This is a genomic window from Vibrio algivorus (assembly GCF_030161215.1).
Classification (GTDB): Bacteria; Pseudomonadota; Gammaproteobacteria; order Enterobacterales; family Vibrionaceae; genus Vibrio; species Vibrio algivorus.
Genome location: NZ_BSPV01000005.1, coordinates 1 through 19,908, shown reverse-complemented (window position 1 = coordinate 19,908; position 19,908 = coordinate 1). Strand labels below are relative to the sequence as shown.

The following is a 19,908-nucleotide window of genomic DNA, read 5'->3' as shown; positions in this document are numbered from 1 at the left end:
AATAGCAAAGCCTCAGTTAATCGGCATTAACTGAGGCTTTGTTTATTCTTGGCTTTAAGAAATACCTAACTTAACCTCAGCTTCGGATAAGAGTGTCACAATAATGAACCTAACTCACTGATATAAAAGTGATAAAAACATCTGTCAGGTATCTAGGATTGATGACTTTCTCTCAATGCTGCAATTTGGGATGGATAACAAGGCAAAATCATAAGTCAATAGCTGGCCTATTGCGTTGATTTTAAAGAAGTTAGACGCCTAAAGTGCTGTATTGAGTGACTTCTAGTTATCCGCAACTGAGGTTAGCTTACTTATCCGCAGGGAATACGACACCTACTTGTTTTCTCACTTCGGTACTAATGCGCGACACGCCCAACGCTCTTGCTTTAGCTTTTTCACACAACTTACCTTGCTTGATTTGCTCAGCAAAAATGCTCGCTTCATAAGTCATGGTGTTTTCCACTTGAGGGACAGTTAGCGTCACTGCGTCTTCACCACGTAATTTCAACACAATATGATCACACTCCGAAATGTGTTCAATAATCATTGAACCAGCTTCACCTTGAATCTCGCTTGGGATATTAGAATCTGACACTTTAGAGTGTGAAATCACCACATCATGCTCTTTGTAGTTCAAAATTACTGTACCATGAGCATCAACGCCAGAATCAAGTAAGTGAGCACTCGCTTTAATCGTTTCAGGCTCGCCAAAGAGTGCTACAGCACTGGATACACAGTAGAAACCGATGTCCATAATTGAGCCATTTGAGAAAGCAGGGTTGAAGGTATTCGGATTTTCACCATCCAAATAACGCTGATAGCGAGATGAATACTGACAATAATTAATAAAAACTTTATGCAGTTTACCCAATTTATCAAGGTTCTGATTAATGAGCTGAAAGTTAGGTAAATACTCAGTTTTAAATGCTTCAAATAGCACTACACCATTTTGCTCAGCCACCTGGTACATATGCTCGGCTTGAGTAATATTCGAAGCGATAGGTTTTTCACAAATAACATGTTTACCATTTTCTAGCATCAACACACTTTGTTCATAATGGAGAGCATTCGGACTAGCAATGTAGACAGCATCAAACACATCACTTTCTGCCATAGCCTGTAAATCAGTAAAGTATTGTGCTTGAGCATTAAATGGCGACGCAAACTCTGACGCTCGTGCTTCGGTGCGTGAATACACGGCGGTTAATTCAAACTCATTAACTTCTATGGCCGCTTGCACAAAACGCTCAGTGATCCAGTTCGTCCCGATAATGGCTAGACGTAGCATATGTTTTCCCTCTCAATCGACATACCTAAAAAAACAAACCGCAAAAGTCTCCCTTTGCGGTTTGCATCATACGTAAATTTATCTTACGGAGTAACTATTTTAATTTTAACAACACCAAGTACTCAGGGTATTTAACCTTTGTATAGCTTAGGATTGAACACATCACGCAACCAGTCACCAAGCAAGTTAATCACTAATACTATAGTAACCAATACTATTCCTGGGAATGCAGTGATCCACCAAGAGCCTGAGAAAATATAGTTAAAACCTATACTAATCAATGAACCCAGTGATGGTTGGTCAACCGGTAAACCTAGACCTAAGAAAGATAGTGCTGCTTCCGACATGATCGCGTTCGCAATTTGAACCGTTGAGATAACCAAGATTGGCGATAAACAGTTCGGTAAAATATGACGGAACATGATACGAGGTGAGCGGAAACCCATCACACGCGCCGCTTCCACATATTCTTTCTTCTTCTCTGCCAGTACTGATGCACGAACCGTACGTGCGTATTGTGGCCATTCAGCAACACCAATAATCACAATCAGCATTAACACTGCATACTGACCATAAAATTCACCACCAAAGCTGGCTTTAAAAATGGCCGAAACAATGATCGCCACCATCATAGTAGAAAAAGATAATTGGATGTCAGCAAAGCGCATTAAGAAACTATCAATGCGGCCACCAAAGTAACCAGCTGATAACCCAATGATGATACCCAAAAACAGTTGAACCGCTACTGCGCAAAAACCAATCATTAATGACAAGCGAGAGCCATATAAAATGGTTGAAAAAATATCTCGTCCCTGGTCATCGGTACCTAACCAGAATGCCGGATCACCATCTGCCATCCACGATGGAGGCAGTTCAGAGTTCATAATATCAATCGAAGTTAAATCATACGGGTCAGTTGGCGCGAGCCACGGCGATAAAATAGCCGCAACAAAAAATGCCATAAAAACCGCAAAGCTGACCATCGCCACTTTGTCTCGTAGGAAATAATACAAGATGTCTGATTGTTTGAAGCGTTCCCAACGAGTCGGAACAACAGATGAAGTTTGCTGATTCATAATTATGCTCCTTTTCCTGTGATGTTAACGGTTGGGTTAACCAAACCATAAAGCAAATCAACGATGGTATTGGTGACCACAAAGATCAAACCGACGAAGATAACGTAAGCGGTAATTAACGGCGTATCAACACGGTTAATCGCTTCAAGGAAAAGAAAGCCAGTACCCGGCCATTGAAATACGGTTTCAGTCAGAATGGTGTAAGCCACCATAGTACCAATCTGCACACCACCAACGGTTAATACCGGTAGCATGGTATTTTTCAGTGCATGTTGGTAATAAATTTTGTTCATTGCCAAACCTTTAGCACGACAAAATTTAATGTATTCAGAGCCTAGCACTTCCAGCATTTCAGAACGGACTAAACGAATAAATAGCGGCAACATAATTGAAGCCAAAGAAATACAAGGCAAGACTAAATGTGCTAAACCATCTAGTGTAAACAGGCCAGAATCCCAACCTAAAATATCACTGGTATCTCCTCGACCATAGGACGGCAGCCAGCCTAGCTCAATCGAGAACACATACATCAACATAATGGCAGTTAAGAAAACTGGAATCGAAATGCCAATACTACTAAACCCCATAATGACTTTAGTTAAAATGCTTTTAGGGTTAATTGCAGAATAAACACCGAGTGGAATCGATAAAAATATAATAATTAATGTCGCGCCAAAAACCAGCTCTAGAGTGGCTGGAAGTTTATCCAAAATCACTTCTGCTGCCGGCTTTTTAAAAAAGTAAGATGTTCCTAAATCGCCATGTAATGCATCCACCACAAAACGAGAATACTTAACTGTGAATGGGTCATTAAGGCCCAATTCATCACGCAATGCTTGTCGCTCAGATTCTGAAACTGATTGCCCGACTAACTCACGTAACGGGTCACCTAGGTTATCCTGTATGGAAAACGCTACTAGACTGATCACAAACATCACTATCAGTGCCTGAAATAGGCGCTTGACCAGAAACGTTAACATTCCTTGCCCCTTAAATAATCCATTAAATGCTGGTTAGCTCCATATTTCTTAGAAGTAACCAGCTTATTTTTATAGGACCGTATACCTAGATTCGAGGAATATACGGCCTATTGCTCACTAATAACAACGAATGAATCTCGTGAAATTAGCTTATTTTTCATCAACCACTAAATCACCAAAGTATGGGAAGTTCATCGCATTCACAATTGGTGTAATGTGAACATTAGACTTCGCGCCCCACGCTAGGTTTTGCCAATGTAATGGCACAAAAGCAGCATCATCATAAAGAATACGTTCAACTTTTTTCAGTTCTGCGCTGCGCTTCTCTGGATCGGTTTCAGTATTAGCTTCAGTGATCAGCTTATCGACTTCTGGGTTTGAGTAGTGGCCACAGTTATATTGACCTTTACCAGTCTTCTCATCACGAGTCATGGTTAAGAACTCAGTTAGGTTTGCTGAGTCTTCGGTATCCGCATGCCAACCAATCATCAACATATCCGCAGCACACTTATCGAACTCAGGCCAGTATTGAGCTTTAGGCATCGTTTTCAAATCAACTTTAATGCCAATTTTCGACAACATTGCAGCCGCTGCTTGAGCAATTTTTGCATCATTTACATAGCGGTTGTTTGGCGCAATCATTGTTAAGCTAAAGCCATCTTCGTAGCCCGCTTCTTTCATCAGCTCTTTCGCTTTGTTCAAATCATAGCGAGGTTTAAGCTCAGCATCGTAGCCTGCGTAACCCTCTGGGCTTTGTTGACCAGCGGCAGTTGCGAAGCCTTTCATGATTCGCTTAGCAATCCCTTCGTTGTTAATCGCATAAACGATCGCCTGGCGAACACGCTTATCTTTTAAAGCTGGGTTGCTGTTTTGGTTCATTTGGAAAGTAATAATACGAGTGCCTGGCAGAGTCACTAAATCGATACCATCGGCACCTTTCACTCGATCATGGTCATTAGGAGCAACCGGAGCAATCATATCCACACCACCAGAAAGCAAAGCAGCAACACGGGTGGCATTTTCTTTAATTGGTTTAAGTGTCAGATGATCAACATTACCTTTTGAGTCTTTATCCCAGTAATCAGCAAAACGTTCAAAATCAACTTTTACGCCTTGCTCACGTGCTGTCACAATAAATGGACCTGTACCTGAAATATGAGTCGAAGCATAAGAGTTACCATGCTTCACAATTGCAGACTTATCGTTGCCATTTTCATCTTTACCAGAGTAGAACTTACTATCCATCGGGAAGATATAAGTAGCAGATTGAAGCACTAGAGGGAAAGCATTTTTCGTAACAAGATCGACTGTGAAATCATCAACTTTTACTGCTTTTTCAAACGGTTCGAAAATAGCTTTAAAGTCTGGAGAGTTTTGTAAACGATTAAAGGTCCATACCACATCATCCGCAGTCATGGTATTACCTGAGTGGAATTTCACACCTTTACGCAAATGAAAACGCATGGTTTTATCATCAATTCGCTCCCACTTTTCAGCCAATCGAGCTTCAAATTCAAACTGTTGGTTATAGCGAACCAGTGGGTCAAACACCATGTGAGACAACTGCAGCGTACCACCCGATAATTGCTCATGTGGATCCATCGATACTGGGTCAGCATCATAAGCCACGGTAATATCAGCAGCCAGTGCGTTAAAGCTCAAACCCGCAGCCATTAATGCTACGGCTAATTTGCTCTTCATCATTTTCATTTGCATAACTCCTTCATGCGGGAGGACATCCCTTGTTTTTATATAGAGTGTGTTGTGTTTATACATCTGTGTTTTTATAGGCAACGAACTCTCGCTGCCCATACGATATCGCCATTAAGCGATTTTCATATCTTCTCTAAGGCCTGTAAATTCCGGCATTAAAGAAATCAATTGTTTACTATATTCGTGTTGCGGATCAGTAAACAGCTGTTCGGTTGGAGACACTTCCAATAATTGCCCCATTTTCATCACACCAATGCGATCACACATTTGGCGAATAACTGGCAAATCATGGCTGATAAATAACATGGTTAAATTCAGCTCATCTTGTAAGTCTTTTAATAGATTCAAGATCTGTGCCTGAACCGACACATCCAATGCGGAGGTTGGCTCATCACAAATTAATAAACGTGGGCGAGTCGCTAAAGCACGAGCTATCGAAATACGTTGACGTTGACCACCGGAGAACTCATGTGGGAATTTCACCCCAGCCATACGGCCTAAACCTACGTGATCTAACAGATCATGTACGATCTTACGAGTTTCATTTTCATCACGGGTGAGCTTATGAAAACGAATCGGCTCAGCAATAATATCGAAGATTTTCATGCGAGGGTTCATTGAAGTATAAGGATTTTGAAACACCATTTGCATTTGACGACGGAATGGTCGACGTTCACGTTCTGATTTAATTGCGGTTAAATCAATACCTTCAAAGGTAACCTTGCCTTCATTTGGTGCATATAACCCGGCAATCACACGAGCAATTGTCGATTTACCTGATCCAGATTCACCAACTAGCCCAAATGTTTCCCCTTCATGAACATCAAAACTGACATTATTAGAGGCTTGGACATATTCTCTACGTGATTCAAACAACGAGTCTTTGGTAGTAAAACGTAAGCTAACATTTTCAACACTAAGCAATGGACCAGTATAATCACGCTGATCTTGGCTCTGACCTAACCAATGGGTTTTGACATCGAGTGGCTCAAGTTCATGTGCTTCCTCGATATAACTCACCAACGGAAAGCGATCAAATTTCTTATCTGAGCGTGGCACTGCTGAAATTAAACTGCGAGTGTAGGTATGTTCTGGCGTACCAAGTACTTTGGCGGTTGGTCCAAACTCAACCAGGTCACCTCTATACATCACCGCAACTTTATCGGTAACGTTAGAAACTACGCCCATATCATGGGTTACCAGCATACATCCGACATTATTTTTAATACATAACTCGCGGATAAGGCTAAGAATTTGATCTTGAATCGATACATCAAGCGCGGTAGTCGGTTCATCAGCAATAATTAACTCAGGCTCGCCAGCTAACGCGATGGCAATCACCACACGTTGACGCATGCCACCAGAAAATTGATGAGGATATTGTTTTAAGCGATTTTCAGGTTGAGGAATACCTACTTGGTTCATTAAGTTTAATGCACGCTCATACGCCTCTTTTTCCGATACTTTCATATTGGCATGAATCGTTTCGGTAAGTTGATGTTCAACCGTAAATAATGGATTTAATGACGTCATTGGGTCTTGGAAAATAAACCCTATCTTAGAACCGCGTACTGAACGCATTTGCTCAGGTGTTAAGCCTGAAATTTTCTCTCCATCAAGAAAAACATCACCACCAGCGATACGACCTGGAGGGCTTAGCAGATCAATCACCGCATTACCGACGGTAGATTTTCCTGCACCAGACTCACCAACCACACCGACGATTTCACCGCGCTCAATGCTGAAAGAAAGGGATTTTACCGCGGCGTGAACACCGTGACGTGACGGATATTCAATCCGTAGATCTTTAACTTCTAAAAGTGGCATTACCAGACCTCTACTGCTTTGACAGCTTTCTGCCTTGTCTGTAAAAAAACGAATCCATTCGTTGTAATCCCCATCAAAAAGGAGGGAAGACAAATTGTGTATTCCAATTTGGCAAACAATTAATGAAAATGCAATAAAACAGCATATTAAACGCTAAAAAAAGCCGTACAAAGCACGTTTATTAACAAAAATTCAACAAAGGATAGATAATATTGCTGACAAAATAAACAACACAACAGATTTAGCTTAAAAAGCATGCAGTAGATCACAGCAGATTGTTATACTCTCAATGCATAAACAAGCAAATAACACTGAGAAAACCAGTAACTAAAGCAGCAGAAATAGATAGATATAAACTTAAAAGCAATAATCAGTCAGTTCAAATTTGGCAGTGTTTTAATATCAGGCGAATCCCCGCCCGTCCAGATAGATACAAAAAGCTCCGCATTTCTGAAGAGCTTTTTATAAAGTGGTCGGTGAAGAGCCTAGATTTTTATATCAAGCGAACCCCCGACCCGTCGAGATAGATGCAAAAAAGCTCCGCATTTCTGCAGAGCTTTTTATAAAGTGGTCGGTGAAGAGCCTAGATTTTAATATCAAGCGAACCCCCGACCCGTCCAGATAGATACAAAAAAGCTCCGCATTTCTGCAGAGCTTTTTATAAAGTGGTCGGTGAAGAGCCTAGATTTTAATATCAAGCGAACCCCCGACCCGTCGAGATAGATGCAAAAAAGCTCCGCATTTCTGAAGAGCTTTTTATAAAGTGGTCGGTGAAGAGCCTAGATTTTAATATCAAGCGAACCCCCGACCCGTCGAGATAGATGCAAAAAAGCTCCGCATTTCTGCAGAGCTTTTTATAAAGTGGTCGGTGAAGAGGGATTCGAACCCCCGACCCTCTGGTCCCAAACCAGATGCGCTACCAAGCTGCGCTATTCACCGAAATTTTGTATTTACTTTTAGTTCATTAAGCTGAGGGTCACCCTCTGGTCCGCTTATTCCTAAAAGCCGGAGATGCGCTATAAAGCTGCGCTATTCACCGATGTAAGTTCCTAGTCCCTAGTTTACTAGTTCCTAGAGGTGCCAGTTTTAATCTTCCTAGTAACTAGGGACTATAAACTCGTACCTAAAATATGGGGTGGCTAACGAGGCTTGAACTCGCGACAACCGGAATCACAATCCGGGACTCTACCAACTGAGCTATAGCCACCAAAGTTAAAGCCTCACCTGAGTGAGGCTTTAAAATATGCTCGGTGAAGAGCCAAGATTCTAACATCAGGCGAACCCACGATTTGTCGGGCTTCTTACACCGAAACTTTTGTCTATCACAAAAGTTTATTTAAAATGGTCGGTGAAGAGGGATTCGAACCCCCGACCCTCTGGTCCCAAACCAGATGCGCTACCAAGCTGCGCTATTCACCGAATTTTTCATTTTCACTTACTAACAATTAGCTGGGTAACTAATTTAAGCATTTTGCCTCGATGAAATCGAAGCTGGAAACCCAAGGCTACCATAATATGGGGTGGCTGACGGGGTTTGAACCCGCGACAACCGGAATCACAATCCGGGACTCTACCAACTGAGCTACAGCCACCAATGTTTTTTACCGATATCTCCACTTTCCGAATGGCACGCCCGAAAGGATTCGAACCTTCGACCTTTGCCTCCGGAGGGCAACGCTCTATCCAGCTGAGCTACGGGCGCATGCCCTATCGGCGGAGTGGAATAATACGTATATCACACTAGGTCGTCTAGTGTTTTTTAAACTTTTTTTACTGTTTGGTGTGTTTTTCAACAATTAAGCAATAAATAAACCTATTTAGGATGTGACACACACCATGTCACTGCAATCTTATAGTTTATGCCACGTTATTAAAAGGATACAATCACGACTTATTTACAAATTTATAACGATATACTGCTCCTTTAAGAGCAATGAAGCTTTGTTTTTATCTAGGTCTTTTTATCGGCCTAAGCATATAGTGAGTTTATGGATATGATTCGCCAAACCTTAATGATACTTACCGCGACACTAACCTTTTCTTCTTTCGCCTTTGCTTCTGGAATAAGTGATAGCGAGCGAACTGCGATCGCTGATCGTATTAAACCTGTTGGAGATGTCTACTTAGCGGGTAGCGAGCCTGCGGCTGCTGAAGCATCTGGCCCTCGTGATGGTGCAACTGTGTATGGCACTTTCTGTATTGCTTGTCATGGTACTGGCGTCAGTGGCGCACCGAAGAAAGGTGATGCTGGAGATTGGGGAACCCGTATTGCTCAAGGTGAGGATACGTTAATTAAGCATGCCATCGAAGGCTTTAATGCAATGCCACCAAAAGGGACTTGTATGGATTGTTCTGATGATGAGATCAAAGCTGCTATTGAACACATGATTGCTGGTTTATAAACACCGCAGCACATAAATAAAGCCTCGTATTTTTGCTAGTACGAGGCTTTATTATTTATTTTACTTAGAAAATCAGTTTAACTACTTTTTAAACATAGCCCGTAAATTAGCGATATGCGCCTGCCCTTTTTCCATGCGTTCTTCTGCACTTTGTGGTTTTTTATGTAACTCCCACTCAACATCATCAAAAGGTAACTCATCCAAGAAGCGACTTTGCGTTGGTTTAATCAATTCTCCATATTGGCGACGCTCACGGCACATCGTAAAGGTCAGCTCTTTCTGAGCACGCGTGATGCCGACATACATTAAACGGCGTTCTTCATCGACATTTTCTTCATCGATACTGGTTTGATGTGGCAAGATGCCTTCTTCTGCTCCCATTAAATACACATAAGGGAACTCTAAACCTTTAGAAGCATGTAATGTCATCAGTTGTACTTGGTCAACATCATCATCGCCTTCGCCTCGTTCCATCATGTCACGCAGCGTTAAGCGTTGAACCACTTCTTTTAGGGTCTTCACTTCTTGATCGTAGTTATCACCCTCTAAATCTGCCGTGATCCACGCATAAAGATCAGAAACATTCTTCATACGCATTTCTGCTGCTTTAGGGCTCGATGAGGTCTCGTATAACCAATCTTCATAATTGATATCTCGCACTAATGAACGTACTGCATCAACTGTATTACCTCTTTCTGCATTATCAGCAATTTCAACAATCCATGCCGTAAAGCGTCGCAATGATTCTAAGCCTCTGCCTGATAAATGCTGCTCAAGCCCCAACTCAAAACTAGCCTCAAATAAACTCTTACCACGCATATTCGCGTAACTACCAAGCTTTTCGAGAGTCACTGGGCCAATTTCTCGCTTAGGCGTATTTACAATTCTCAAAAAGGCATTGTCATCATCTGGGTTAACTAAAACACGTAAATAAGCCATCATATCTTTGATTTCAGCGCGTGCAAAAAATGAAGTGCCGCCTGATATTTTATATGGCACCCGGTTTTGCATTAGCGATTTTTCAATCAAGCGAGACTGGTGGTTTCCGCGATACAAAATCGCATAGTCTTTATATTGAGTTCGGTTTAAGAAGCGATGAGCAATAATTTCTCCGGTTACTCGTTCGGCTTCATGCTCTTCATTTTTAGCGGTAAGCAACTTGAGCTTCTCACCATCTGGAATTTCAGAAAAAAGCGTTTTTTCAAATACATGTGGATTATTGGCGATCAAAATATTGGCACAACGTAGAATTCGACTAGTTGAACGGTAATTTTGCTCCAACTTAATCACTTTTAACTGTGGAAAATCCTGATTAAGTAACACTAGGTTTTGTGGGCGAGCACCACGCCAAGAATAGATGGATTGGTCATCATCCCCTACCACGGTTAAGCGGGCTCTTTCACCGACAATGAGACGCACTAATTCATACTGGCTGGTATTGGTATCTTGATACTCATCCACCAGCAAGTAGCGGATTTTAGATTGCCAGCGTTCACGCACCTCACTATTAGTTTTCAACAGTAGTACCGGCATGGCAATCAGGTCATCAAAATCAAGAGCATTATAAGCTTTCATTTGATTCAAATATTTATCAAAACAAAAGGCAAACAACTGCTCTTGTTCTGAACGAGCTTGTGCTTTAACCTGATCGGCGGTCAGCATGTCATTTTTCCAATTAGAAATGCTGCTTAATAGTTGACGTAGTAAATCTTTATCGCCATCGAGTTGTTCTTCTGTTAAATCTTTCAACAAGGCAAGTTGGTCTTGATCATCAAATAACGAGAAACCGGCTTTTAACCCTAATGATTTATATTCACGACGAATGATGTTTAATCCGAGCGTATGGAAAGTTGATACCATCAATCCCCGAGCTTCTTTCTTACCTAAGGTTTGCCCGACACGCTCTTTCATTTCCCGCGCGGCTTTATTAGTAAAAGTAACCGCTGCGATATGCCTTGCTTGATAGCCACATTGCTGCACAAGGTAGGCCATTTTATTAGTGATCACGCGAGTTTTGCCAGAGCCAGCACCAGCGAGCACCAAGCATGGGCCGGAGACATATTTTACTGCTTCATCTTGTCGGGAGTTTAACTTCATACTGAGCTCAATATTTTTCTCTACACCTGCTACCCTAATCAAGGTGTAACAAATTAATACGAATATTTTATTTTTACTGACTAATCAATAAATCCTGAATATAATGAATGAACGTTCATTCATTATCTGGTTTTTTCTATGGTTAATTCTAAAGGCAATTCTCTGTTAGATAAACGACAACTCATATTGAATAGCGCTGAGCATATGATTGCTAAAAATGGCTTTCAAGGGTTATCTATGAACAAACTGGCTCAAGAAGCTGGTGTTGCTGCAGGAACCATCTACCGTTATTTCCAAGATAAAAACGACTTGGTTGAAGCGGTTCGCATACATGTCCTACAGCGTGTAGCTGATATGGTGCAGCAAGGTGTTGAAGAACACATGCCTCTCAAAGAAAGATTCATTTTAATCTGGAGAAACGTTGCTCATGTTACTACGACTCAAAATGAAGTCGATGTAATTCTCAACCGAATCCAATATGAATCTTTACCAACGAGGCCAAGCTGTGGCTCAGAAATGGAACGTAAGCTATTCCATAAAATTGAAGCTATGTTTAATGAAGGAAAAGCTCTTGGTATTTTTAAACCATTAGATAATCACTTACTTGCTAGTTTGAGTTTAGATGTTTGTTTATCAATAGCCAGAAAACACGTACTTGGTTGTTATATTATCACTGATTCCGCCCTTGACTCCGCTATTGAAGCAAGTTGGGATGCGGTAATTCAACATTAATTTTGGAGTTCTAACGAAATGAAAAAGTGGACTTTCGTTATGCTAATCATCGCAATACTGCTTTTTGGCAGTGTGATTGGCTTTAATATGTTTAAGCAGAAAAAAATTGCCGAATACATGGCAAATATGCCTGAGCCGGAATTCCCGGTGACAGTTGTCAAAGTCACCCCAGAAGATTGGACCCCAACCATCGATGCGATTGGCTTTGTCGAGCCTAATCAAGGTGTTACCCTCACCGCTCAAGCTAGCGGTCAAATTGATAAAATTCATTTTGATTCAGGTATTGATGTTAAAAAGAATGATGTATTAGTTGAGGTCGATTCTAAAGTAGAAAAAGCACAACTAAAAAGCTCACAATCAAGACTACCAGCCGCACAAGCAAAATATGTTCGCTATAAAGATCTGTATTCAAAAGGCTCAGTGTCTAAAGAAGCATTTGATAATGCCCAAGCTGATTACTTATCACTATCAGCCGATATTGAAAGCCTAAAAGCATCGATTGATCGTCGTACCGTTACCGCACCTTTTGATGGCACAGTCGGCTTACGTAATGTATTTAATGGCCAGTTTTTAGAAACAGGGGCAGAAGTTGTACGCTTAGAAGATATGAGCGTTATGCGTCTGCGTTTTACTGTGCCGCAAACCGACATTAGTAAGATTCATGTTGGTCAACAAGTGAATATCAATGTTGATTCTTATGCTGATAAAACCTTTAAGGGGTCAATTAGTGCGATTTCTCCTGCAGTAAATGCGCAAAGTGGTTTGATTCAAGTACAAGCTCAAATACCGAACAATGATGGAAAGCTCCGCAGTGGTATGTTTGCAAGAGCCAGCATTGTACTACCAACAATTCATGATCAAATCATCGCTCCTCAAACGGCAATCACATATACCCTTTATGGCGACAGTATTTATGTGCTTGAAGAAAAAGACGGTGTACAGCGTGTTACCCAAACAGTAGTAAAAGTGGGCGAACGTGCGGGCAGTGTTGCTCATATTTTAGATGGACTAAAACCAGGTCAAACCATTGTCACCTCGGGACAAGTTCGCTTGAGTAACAATTCAAAAGTTAAAGTTGTGGAGAGTGATGCAACCACTCCACCAGCCCAAACCCCAATGCTGTAACTGGAGGCACTATGCGCTTTACTGATGTTTTTATAAAACGTCCAGTTTTGGCGGTATCGATCAGTCTTTTGATTGCATTGCTTGGTTTTCAAGCCATCTTCAAAATGTCCGTTCGCGAATACCCCGAAATGACCAACACCGTTGTAACGGTAACCACCAGTTACTATGGTGCGGATGCTAACTTAATCCAAGGCTTTATTACTCAGCCTTTGGAGCAAGCGATCGCCCAAGCCGATAATATCGACTACATGACCTCCAGCTCAGTGTTGGGTTTATCGACCATTACAGTGACGATGAAACTTAATACCGATCCCAATGGGGCGTTAGCCGATATTTTGGCTCAAACCAACTCGGTTCGTTCGCAGCTACCAAAAGAAGCCGAAGATCCAACCGTAACCATGTCAACAGGTTCAACAACCTCGGTACTTTATATTGGTTTTACTTCTGACGAGTTAGTCTCTAGCCAAATCACGGACTACCTAGAACGGGTAATTAACCCACAGTTGTTTACCGTTAATGGTGTATCTAAAGTTAACCTGTACGGTGGTCAACAGTATGCACTACGCATTTGGTTAGATCCGGCCAAAATGGCAGCTTTTGATTTAACTGCGACTGAAGTAATGAGCATTTTAAATGCCAACAACTACCAATCTGCAACCGGCCAATCTACTGGTGAGTTTGTTATTTATAATGGTAGCGCCAATACTCAGGTAGAAGATACCGCTGAACTTGAACGCTTAGTGGTTAAGTCTGATAAGGGGCAAGTGGTTAGATTAAGTGATATTGCCAAGGTTTCATTAGCCAAAAGCCATGATACTTATCGTGCAACTTCAAATGGTGATGAAGCGGTAGTAGCGGCGATTGATGCCTCACCAACCGCCAACCCGATCAATATCGCACATGATATTTTAGAACTATTGCCTGACTTGGAAAAAAACCTACCTAGCAATATTGAAATGCGAATCCTTTATGATTCAACGGTTGCGATCAATGAATCAATCAATGAAGTTATTCATACCATATTGGAAGCTGCATTAATCGTATTGGTGGTGATCACTTTATTCCTAGGTTCACTTCGCGCGGTTATCATTCCAATCATCACGATTCCATTATCTTTGGTTGGTGTGGCGGTCGTTATGCAGGCGATGGGGTTCTCATGGAACTTGATGACTCTGCTGGCGATGGTACTTGCGATAGGACTGGTAGTTGATGATGCCATCGTGGTATTGGAAAACGTCGATCGGCATATCAAACTCGGCGAACCACCATTTAGAGCGGCAATTATTGGTACTCGTGAGATTGCGGTTCCGGTTATCGCGATGACATTAACATTAGGTGCGGTATATGCTCCGATTGCGTTGATGGGCGGTATTACGGGTTCATTATTTAAGGAATTTGCCTTAACTCTAGCGGGCGCGGTATTTGTGTCGGGGATTATTGCCTTAACACTATCACCGGTAATGTGTTCTAAGATGCTAAAAGCCCACTCAGAGCCGAGTCGCTTTGAAGTTGTGGTACACAGCGTATTAGATCGCATGACCAATCGGTATGAGCGCATGTTGCGTGCAGTAATGCAACATCGTCCAGTGCTAATCGCATTTGCGGTCATTGTTATGGCAAGTTTACCACTATTGTTTAAATTCATTCCTAGTGAATTGGCGCCATCGGAAGATAAAGGCGTAGTCGTTCTGATGGGTACAGGTCCATCTAATGCTAACTTAGACTACCTACAAAACACCATGAATGAAGTGAACGATGTATTGGTTGATCAACCAGAGATTCAATACGCTCAGGCATTCACCGGTGTTCCTGCATCTAACCAAGCTTTTGGTATTGCTTCGATGAAACCGTGGAGTCAGCGTGAAGCGAGCCAATCGGAAGTCACTGAACGTGTGGGTAATCTGATGAAAGATATCCCAGGCATGGCGGTATCGGCTTTCCAGATGCCAGAATTGCCAGGTGCGGGTTCAGGCTTACCAATGCAGTTTGTGATCACTACACCAAACAGTTTTGAAAGCTTATTCCAAATTGCCAGTGACATTTTGGTCGAAGTAGGCAAAAGCCCATTGTTTGTTTATTCAACATTGGATCTCAATTTTGATTCGGCAACCATGAAAATCAATATTGATAAGGATAAAGCCGGTGCTTACGGCGTGACTATGCAAGATATCGCAGTGACCATTGGTACTATGATGTCTGACGGTTATGTTAACCGTATCGATCTCAATGGCCGATCTTATGAGGTAATACCTCAAGTTGAGCGTAAATTCCGCCTTAATCCTGAATCGATGAATGGCTATTATGTACGTGCATCTAACGGACATTCGGTGCCACTTAGCGGTTTAGTTAATATTGACGTTATCGCTCAACCATTGTCACTACCTCACTTAAACCAGCTAAACTCAGCCAATATAAGTGCGGTTCCATCACCAACAGCTTCTATGGGCCAAGCAGTTGATTGGTTTGAAAACATTGCTGAAACTAAGCTACCTCTAGGCTATAGCCATGAGTATCTAGGTGAAGCAAGACAATACGTGACTGAAGGTAGTGCTCTGTATGCCACATTTGGTTTAGCGCTAGCGATTATCTTCTTGGTACTTGCGATTCAGTTTGAATCTATCCGAGATCCGTTAGTCATCATGGTATCAGTACCACTGGCAATTTGTGGTGCATTGATTGCCCTTGCTTGGGGTGCGGCAACCATGAACATCTATTCTCAGGTAGGATTGATTACACTAGTCGGCCTTATCACCAAGCACGGTATTTTGATTTGTGAAGTTGCTAAAGAAGAGCAGCTACATCACGGTAAATCAAAAATGGAAGCGGTTATGGAATCTGCAAAAATTCGTCTACGTCCAATCTTAATGACGACAGCAGCGATGATTGCAGGTTTAATACCTCTACTTTATGCCAGCGGTGCAGGTGCGGCTCAGCGCTTTAGTATTGGTATTGTTATCGTGGCGGGCCTTGCTATTGGTACTTTGTTTACCTTGTTTGTATTGCCAGTCATTTACAGCTACTTAGCAAGTGAACATAAACCATTACCAGAGTTCGATGAAAGTGTTCCAGCTATCGAAGAGCCTAAACACTAACTCTTCATATTGGATCAGTTAAATACAAAGGCTACCAGCCAAATTGGTAGCCTTTGTTTTATTTCACGATAACAAGCCGAGACATTTTGAACAGATTTGCATAAAATAACGCAATACTATTTAGGAGCTAACCAGATGTTTGATGCTAAGAAAATTGAGCAAATTGCCAAACAAATTCACGAATCAATGCCTCAGCCAGTAAAAGACCTTGGTTCCGACGTTGATCAAAAAGTTCGCCAAGTGATCCAAGGACAACTCAACAAGTTAGATGTTGTTTCACGTGAAGAATTTGATGTACAAACTCAAGTTCTACTGCGTACTCGTCAAAAACTGAATGACCTCGAAGCAAAACTGGCTGACTTAGAAAGTAAATTAAGCGAAAAAGAATAAGTTAACCGCTCAACAAAACAAAAGGCTTGCAATTTAATAGGCAAGCCTTTTTGTTTTATCTAGTTCGGAATTACGTCGGAATATCTCTGACTTTCTAGGAGTTGGCGCGGAGTTGACGATAGTCAATGAGCACCAACGACACCGAAAGTCTGAGATATAACAAGTAATTTAGCCACCAACGGCAATACGTTTCATATCCTTCATATACCCACGTAACTCTTGACCAATCCACTCAACTGGGTGATTACGTAGCGCATCGTTAATCTCAATCAACTGACCATTATCAACTTGATTGCTTTTTTCTTTCAAGCCCTTACCGATTACATCAGTGCCCACTTTCGGCATGAACTTTTCACGAAGTAGTGGCGTGGCAACATTCGCGAATAAGTAGTTACCATATTCAGCCGTATCTGAGATAACCACGTTCATTTCATATAGACGCTTACGGGCAACCGTATTAGCAATTAGTGGCAATTCGTGGAGTGACTCGTAATAAGCGGATTCATCAATAATACCTGATGCTGTCATCGCTTCAAATGCTAGTTCAACACCCGCACGAACCATTGCAATCATTAGAATGCCATTATCAAAGTATTCTTGCTCTGAGATCTCCACATCAGATTCAGGGTAGTTTTCAAATGCAGTTTGACCCGTTTCTTCACGCCAGCCTAGTAGGTTCTTGTCATCGTTCGCCCAGTCTTCCATCATAGTACGTGAGAATTCACCGCAGATGATGTCATCCATGTGCTTGTTATACAGTGGACGCATTAGATCTTTAAGCTCTTCTGATAACTCAAATGCCTTTACTTTAGCAGGGTTTGATAGACGATCCATCATGTGAGTCACACCACCAAATTTTAATGCTTCAGTAATGGTTTCCCATCCAAATTGCAACAACTTACCCGCATAGCCAGGGTCAATACCATCAGCAATCATTTTCTCATAACAAACGATTGAGCCTGCTTGAAGCATGCCACAAAGAATAGTTTGCTCACCCATTAAATCAGATTTTACTTCTGCTACGAATGAAGACTCTAGTACACCTGCACGGTGGCCACCTGTAGCCGCAGCCCATGCTTTAGCAATTTCTAGGCCTTCACCTTGTGGATCATTTTCAGGGTGTACAGCAATAAGAGTTGGAACACCAAAACCACGCTTATATTCTTCACGAACTTCTGTACCAGGACATTTAGGCGCAACCATCACTACCGTAATATCCTTACGAATCTGCATGCCTTCTTCAACGATGTTGAAGCCATGAGAGTAACCAAGTGCTGCACCTTGTTTCATTAATGGCATCACAGTTTCAACCACATTCGTATGCTGCTTATCTGGAGTCAGGTTAACCACTAGATCCGCTTGAGGAATTAATTCTTCATAGCTTGCGACTTCAAAACCGTTATCTTTAGCATTTTTAAACGATTGACGTTGCTCATCAATGGCGGCTTGACGAAGTGCATACGTAACATTTAAGCCTGAATCACGCATATTTAAGCCTTGGTTAAGGCCTTGAGCACCACAACCCACGATTACGACTTTTTTACCTTTTAGGTAATCAGCTTCTTGTGAAAACTCTTCGCGATCCATAAAACGACAACGACCTAATTGGTCTAATTGCTCACGTAGATTCAAGGTATTGAAATAGTTAGCCATAATCTAAAAATCCTGTCTTTAATTAATCCATAATAACGTTTAGTAAGTGTTGCTCGAAAGATGTCCTTACTCGATGAATTGATATTAAAACACGAATTCAATTGCTCAAAGTGATATATTCACAAGTAATCATTGCGAAAAGTGCAATAACGTTAATGGGATCACAATGAATATTCGTAGTCTTCACTTATTTGTCCATCTATGCAGTAGTCAAAACTTCAGTAAAACGGCATCTGCGATGCATATTAGCCCGTCCGCTTTAAGTAGGCAGATCCAAAAATTAGAAGAAGAGGTAGGACAATCACTACTGGTTAGAGATAACCGAAGTGTTGAGCTAACGGAAGCAGGAAAAAAACTCCTTCCAGTGGCCACCCATATCACTCAAGAGTGGACTCAGTTTTGCAGCAGCCTACAAGGTAATCAACAGCAATTAACCGGAGAAATTCGATTATTTTGCTCGGTGACTGCGAGCTTTAGTCATTTGCCCGAAATTTTAACCGACTTCAGGCTGGCCTACCCTAAAATTGAATTGAAACTCTCAACCGGAGATCCGGCACAAGCGGTTGAGAAGTTATTACGCGATGAGGCTGACATTGTGATCAGTGCTTTGCCGACACAGCTACCTGCACGTTTAGAATTTGAAACAATCGGTGAAATTCCCTTATCTGTCATTGCTCCAAATGTTCACAGTAGTTTTACTGCTGAACTACAAAAGGGACAACCTGATTGGACTCAAATTCCGTTTATCATTCCAGAAGCCGGCACCGCTCGAGATAGAAGTAATACTTGGTTTAGAGATATGAAGTTTAAGCCTAATATTTATGCTCAAACATCTGGTCATGAAGGTGTTGTTAGTATGGTTGCACTTGGTTTAGGGGTAGGTATCGCTCCTGATGTGGTCATCAATAACAGTCCAGTTAAAGATAAAATTCAACGCTTGAAAGTCGCACCGATTAAACCTTTTAAATTAGGGATTTGTTGTCAACGATCTCAGCTACAAAATCCGCTGATAAAGGCATTATGGCAGGTATCACAAAATAAATTTATAAAAGCCTAATACGAAAAAGGCCTCCCAATTCAGGGAGGCCTTAAAATATAAGCCTAGCAATGTCCTACTCTCACATGGGGAAACCCCACACTACCATCGGCGCTACTTCGTTTCACTTCTGAGTTCGGCATGGAATCAGGTGGGTCCAAAGTGCTATTGTCGCTAAGCAAAACTGTTACGGCTAATTTGATGAGGCCGTTGCAATGCTAATAGTGGTGCTGATACCCAGACTCGAACTGGGGACCTCACCCTTACCAAGGGTGCGCTCTACCGGGCTGAGCTATATCAGCATATATTCTCAGCAATAATTTTGCTTTGAACATAAAAAAGCCCGTTTAACACGGGCTCTTTCAAAATCAAGCCTGGCGATGTCCTACTCTCACATGGGGAAACCCCACACTACCATCGGCGCTACTTCGTTTCACTTCTGAGTTCGGCATGGAATCAGGTGGGTCCAAAGCGCTATGGTCGCCAAGCAAATTCTT

The 19,908-nt window shown here is 41.8% G+C and carries 12 protein-coding genes, 6 tRNA genes, 2 rRNA genes and 1 pseudogene; 6 read left to right on the top strand and 15 right to left on the bottom strand.

Annotated elements, in window-relative coordinates; translation table 11 throughout:
* Positions 1-307: 307 nt before the first annotated feature.
* The 10 genes from QQJ93_RS08400 to QQJ93_RS08355 form a co-directional block, all read right to left on the bottom strand.
* Positions 308-1,288 carry a Gfo/Idh/MocA family protein gene (locus tag QQJ93_RS08400; RefSeq protein ID WP_089125032.1) on the bottom strand — a complete coding sequence of 327 codons (981 nt, stop codon included), beginning with the start codon at positions 1,286-1,288 and terminating at the stop codon, positions 308-310.
* A gap of 131 nt (positions 1,289-1,419) precedes the next feature.
* Positions 1,420-2,364 carry an ABC transporter permease gene (locus QQJ93_RS08395; RefSeq protein WP_089125033.1) on the bottom strand — a complete coding sequence of 315 codons (945 nt, stop codon included), beginning with the start codon at positions 2,362-2,364 and terminating at the stop codon, positions 1,420-1,422.
* Positions 2,365-2,366: 2 nt separating this feature from the next.
* Complete coding sequence (locus QQJ93_RS08390; RefSeq protein WP_089125034.1) at positions 2,367-3,344, bottom strand: ABC transporter permease; 978 nt, start codon at positions 3,342-3,344, stop codon at positions 2,367-2,369.
* Between the two features lie 150 nt (positions 3,345-3,494).
* Entirely contained in the window at positions 3,495-5,054 is a 1,560-nt protein-coding gene (locus QQJ93_RS08385) for an ABC transporter substrate-binding protein (protein ID WP_089125035.1), read from the bottom strand.
* Between the two features lie 114 nt (positions 5,055-5,168).
* Positions 5,169-6,884: a dipeptide ABC transporter ATP-binding protein gene (locus tag QQJ93_RS08380; protein ID WP_089125036.1), complete on the bottom strand. Its 1,716-nt coding sequence runs from the start codon at positions 6,882-6,884 to the stop codon at positions 5,169-5,171.
* Positions 6,885-7,746: 862 nt separating this feature from the next.
* Positions 7,747-7,823 (bottom strand) — tRNA-Pro (locus QQJ93_RS08375).
* A 192-nt stretch (positions 7,824-8,015) separates the two neighbouring features.
* Positions 8,016-8,091 (bottom strand) — tRNA-His (locus QQJ93_RS08370).
* A gap of 135 nt (positions 8,092-8,226) precedes the next feature.
* A tRNA-Pro gene (locus QQJ93_RS08365) sits at positions 8,227-8,303 on the bottom strand.
* Positions 8,304-8,400: 97 nt separating this feature from the next.
* Positions 8,401-8,476 (bottom strand) — tRNA-His (locus tag QQJ93_RS08360).
* A 33-nt stretch (positions 8,477-8,509) separates the two neighbouring features.
* Positions 8,510-8,586, bottom strand: a tRNA-Arg gene (locus tag QQJ93_RS08355).
* A gap of 286 nt (positions 8,587-8,872) precedes the next feature.
* On the opposite strand from QQJ93_RS08355, the gene QQJ93_RS08350 reads away from it, so the two are divergent.
* Positions 8,873-9,286, top strand: a complete 414-nt coding sequence (locus QQJ93_RS08350) for a c-type cytochrome (RefSeq protein WP_089125037.1) — start codon at positions 8,873-8,875, stop codon at positions 9,284-9,286.
* 81 nt (positions 9,287-9,367) lie between these two features.
* Here the strand turns inward: QQJ93_RS08350 and rep are convergent, their stop codons facing one another.
* Positions 9,368-11,383, bottom strand: coding sequence for a DNA helicase Rep (gene rep / locus QQJ93_RS08345; RefSeq protein WP_089125038.1), 2,016 nt, complete (start codon positions 11,381-11,383; stop codon positions 9,368-9,370).
* Positions 11,384-11,521: 138 nt separating this feature from the next.
* Between rep and QQJ93_RS08340 the strand changes: the two genes are divergently transcribed.
* The 4 genes and pseudogenes from QQJ93_RS08340 to ubiK all read left to right on the top strand — a co-directional run bounded on the left by QQJ93_RS08340 (position 11,522) and on the right by ubiK (position 16,722).
* Positions 11,522-12,115, top strand: coding sequence for a TetR/AcrR family transcriptional regulator (locus QQJ93_RS08340; RefSeq protein ID WP_089125039.1), 594 nt, complete (start codon positions 11,522-11,524; stop codon positions 12,113-12,115).
* An 18-nt stretch (positions 12,116-12,133) separates the two neighbouring features.
* Complete coding sequence (locus QQJ93_RS08335; RefSeq protein ID WP_089125040.1) at positions 12,134-13,240, top strand: efflux RND transporter periplasmic adaptor subunit; 1,107 nt, start codon at positions 12,134-12,136, stop codon at positions 13,238-13,240.
* A gap of 11 nt (positions 13,241-13,251) precedes the next feature.
* Positions 13,252-16,299, top strand: a pseudogene (locus QQJ93_RS08330) (multidrug efflux RND transporter permease subunit); the annotation flags it as partial.
* Positions 16,300-16,467: 168 nt separating this feature from the next.
* Entirely contained in the window at positions 16,468-16,722 is a 255-nt protein-coding gene (gene ubiK / locus QQJ93_RS08325) for a ubiquinone biosynthesis accessory factor UbiK (protein ID WP_027696353.1), read from the top strand.
* A 168-nt stretch (positions 16,723-16,890) separates the two neighbouring features.
* Here the strand turns inward: ubiK and ilvC are convergent, their stop codons facing one another.
* On the bottom strand, positions 16,891-18,375 hold the full coding sequence (gene ilvC, locus QQJ93_RS08320; RefSeq protein ID WP_089125042.1) for a ketol-acid reductoisomerase: 1,485 nt from the start codon (positions 18,373-18,375) through the stop codon (positions 16,891-16,893).
* 166 nt (positions 18,376-18,541) lie between these two features.
* Between ilvC and ilvY the strand changes: the two genes are divergently transcribed.
* A complete protein-coding gene (ilvY, locus tag QQJ93_RS08315; RefSeq protein ID WP_089125043.1) occupies positions 18,542-19,432 on the top strand; it encodes an HTH-type transcriptional activator IlvY in 891 nt (296 codons plus the stop codon).
* A gap of 42 nt (positions 19,433-19,474) precedes the next feature.
* Here ilvY and rrf (QQJ93_RS08310) read toward each other — a convergent pair.
* From rrf (QQJ93_RS08310) to rrf (QQJ93_RS08300), 3 genes are all read right to left on the bottom strand, one after another.
* Positions 19,475-19,590, bottom strand: a 5S ribosomal RNA gene (gene rrf / locus QQJ93_RS08310).
* Positions 19,591-19,636: 46 nt separating this feature from the next.
* Positions 19,637-19,713 (bottom strand) — tRNA-Thr (locus QQJ93_RS08305).
* A gap of 70 nt (positions 19,714-19,783) precedes the next feature.
* A 5S ribosomal RNA gene (gene rrf / locus QQJ93_RS08300) occupies positions 19,784-19,899 on the bottom strand.
* Between the last annotated feature and the right edge of the window lie 9 nt (positions 19,900-19,908).

Coding starts and splice junctions, on each gene's coding strand:
- QQJ93_RS08400 (WP_089125032.1), bottom strand. CDS start 1,288: ATGCTACGTCTAGCCATTATCGGGACGAACTGGATCACTGAGCGTTTT.
- QQJ93_RS08395 (WP_089125033.1), bottom strand. CDS start 2,364: ATGAATCAGCAAACTTCATCTGTTGTTCCGACTCGTTGGGAACGCTTC.
- QQJ93_RS08390 (WP_089125034.1), bottom strand. CDS start 3,344: ATGTTAACGTTTCTGGTCAAGCGCCTATTTCAGGCACTGATAGTGATG.
- QQJ93_RS08385 (WP_089125035.1), bottom strand. CDS start 5,054: ATGAAAATGATGAAGAGCAAATTAGCCGTAGCATTAATGGCTGCGGGT.
- QQJ93_RS08380 (WP_089125036.1), bottom strand. CDS start 6,884: ATGCCACTTTTAGAAGTTAAAGATCTACGGATTGAATATCCGTCACGT.
- QQJ93_RS08350 (WP_089125037.1), top strand. CDS start 8,873: ATGGATATGATTCGCCAAACCTTAATGATACTTACCGCGACACTAACC.
- rep (WP_089125038.1), bottom strand. CDS start 11,383: ATGAAGTTAAACTCCCGACAAGATGAAGCAGTAAAATATGTCTCCGGC.
- QQJ93_RS08340 (WP_089125039.1), top strand. CDS start 11,522: ATGGTTAATTCTAAAGGCAATTCTCTGTTAGATAAACGACAACTCATA.
- QQJ93_RS08335 (WP_089125040.1), top strand. CDS start 12,134: ATGAAAAAGTGGACTTTCGTTATGCTAATCATCGCAATACTGCTTTTT.
- ubiK (WP_027696353.1), top strand. CDS start 16,468: ATGTTTGATGCTAAGAAAATTGAGCAAATTGCCAAACAAATTCACGAA.
- ilvC (WP_089125042.1), bottom strand. CDS start 18,375: ATGGCTAACTATTTCAATACCTTGAATCTACGTGAGCAATTAGACCAA.
- ilvY (WP_089125043.1), top strand. CDS start 18,542: ATGAATATTCGTAGTCTTCACTTATTTGTCCATCTATGCAGTAGTCAA.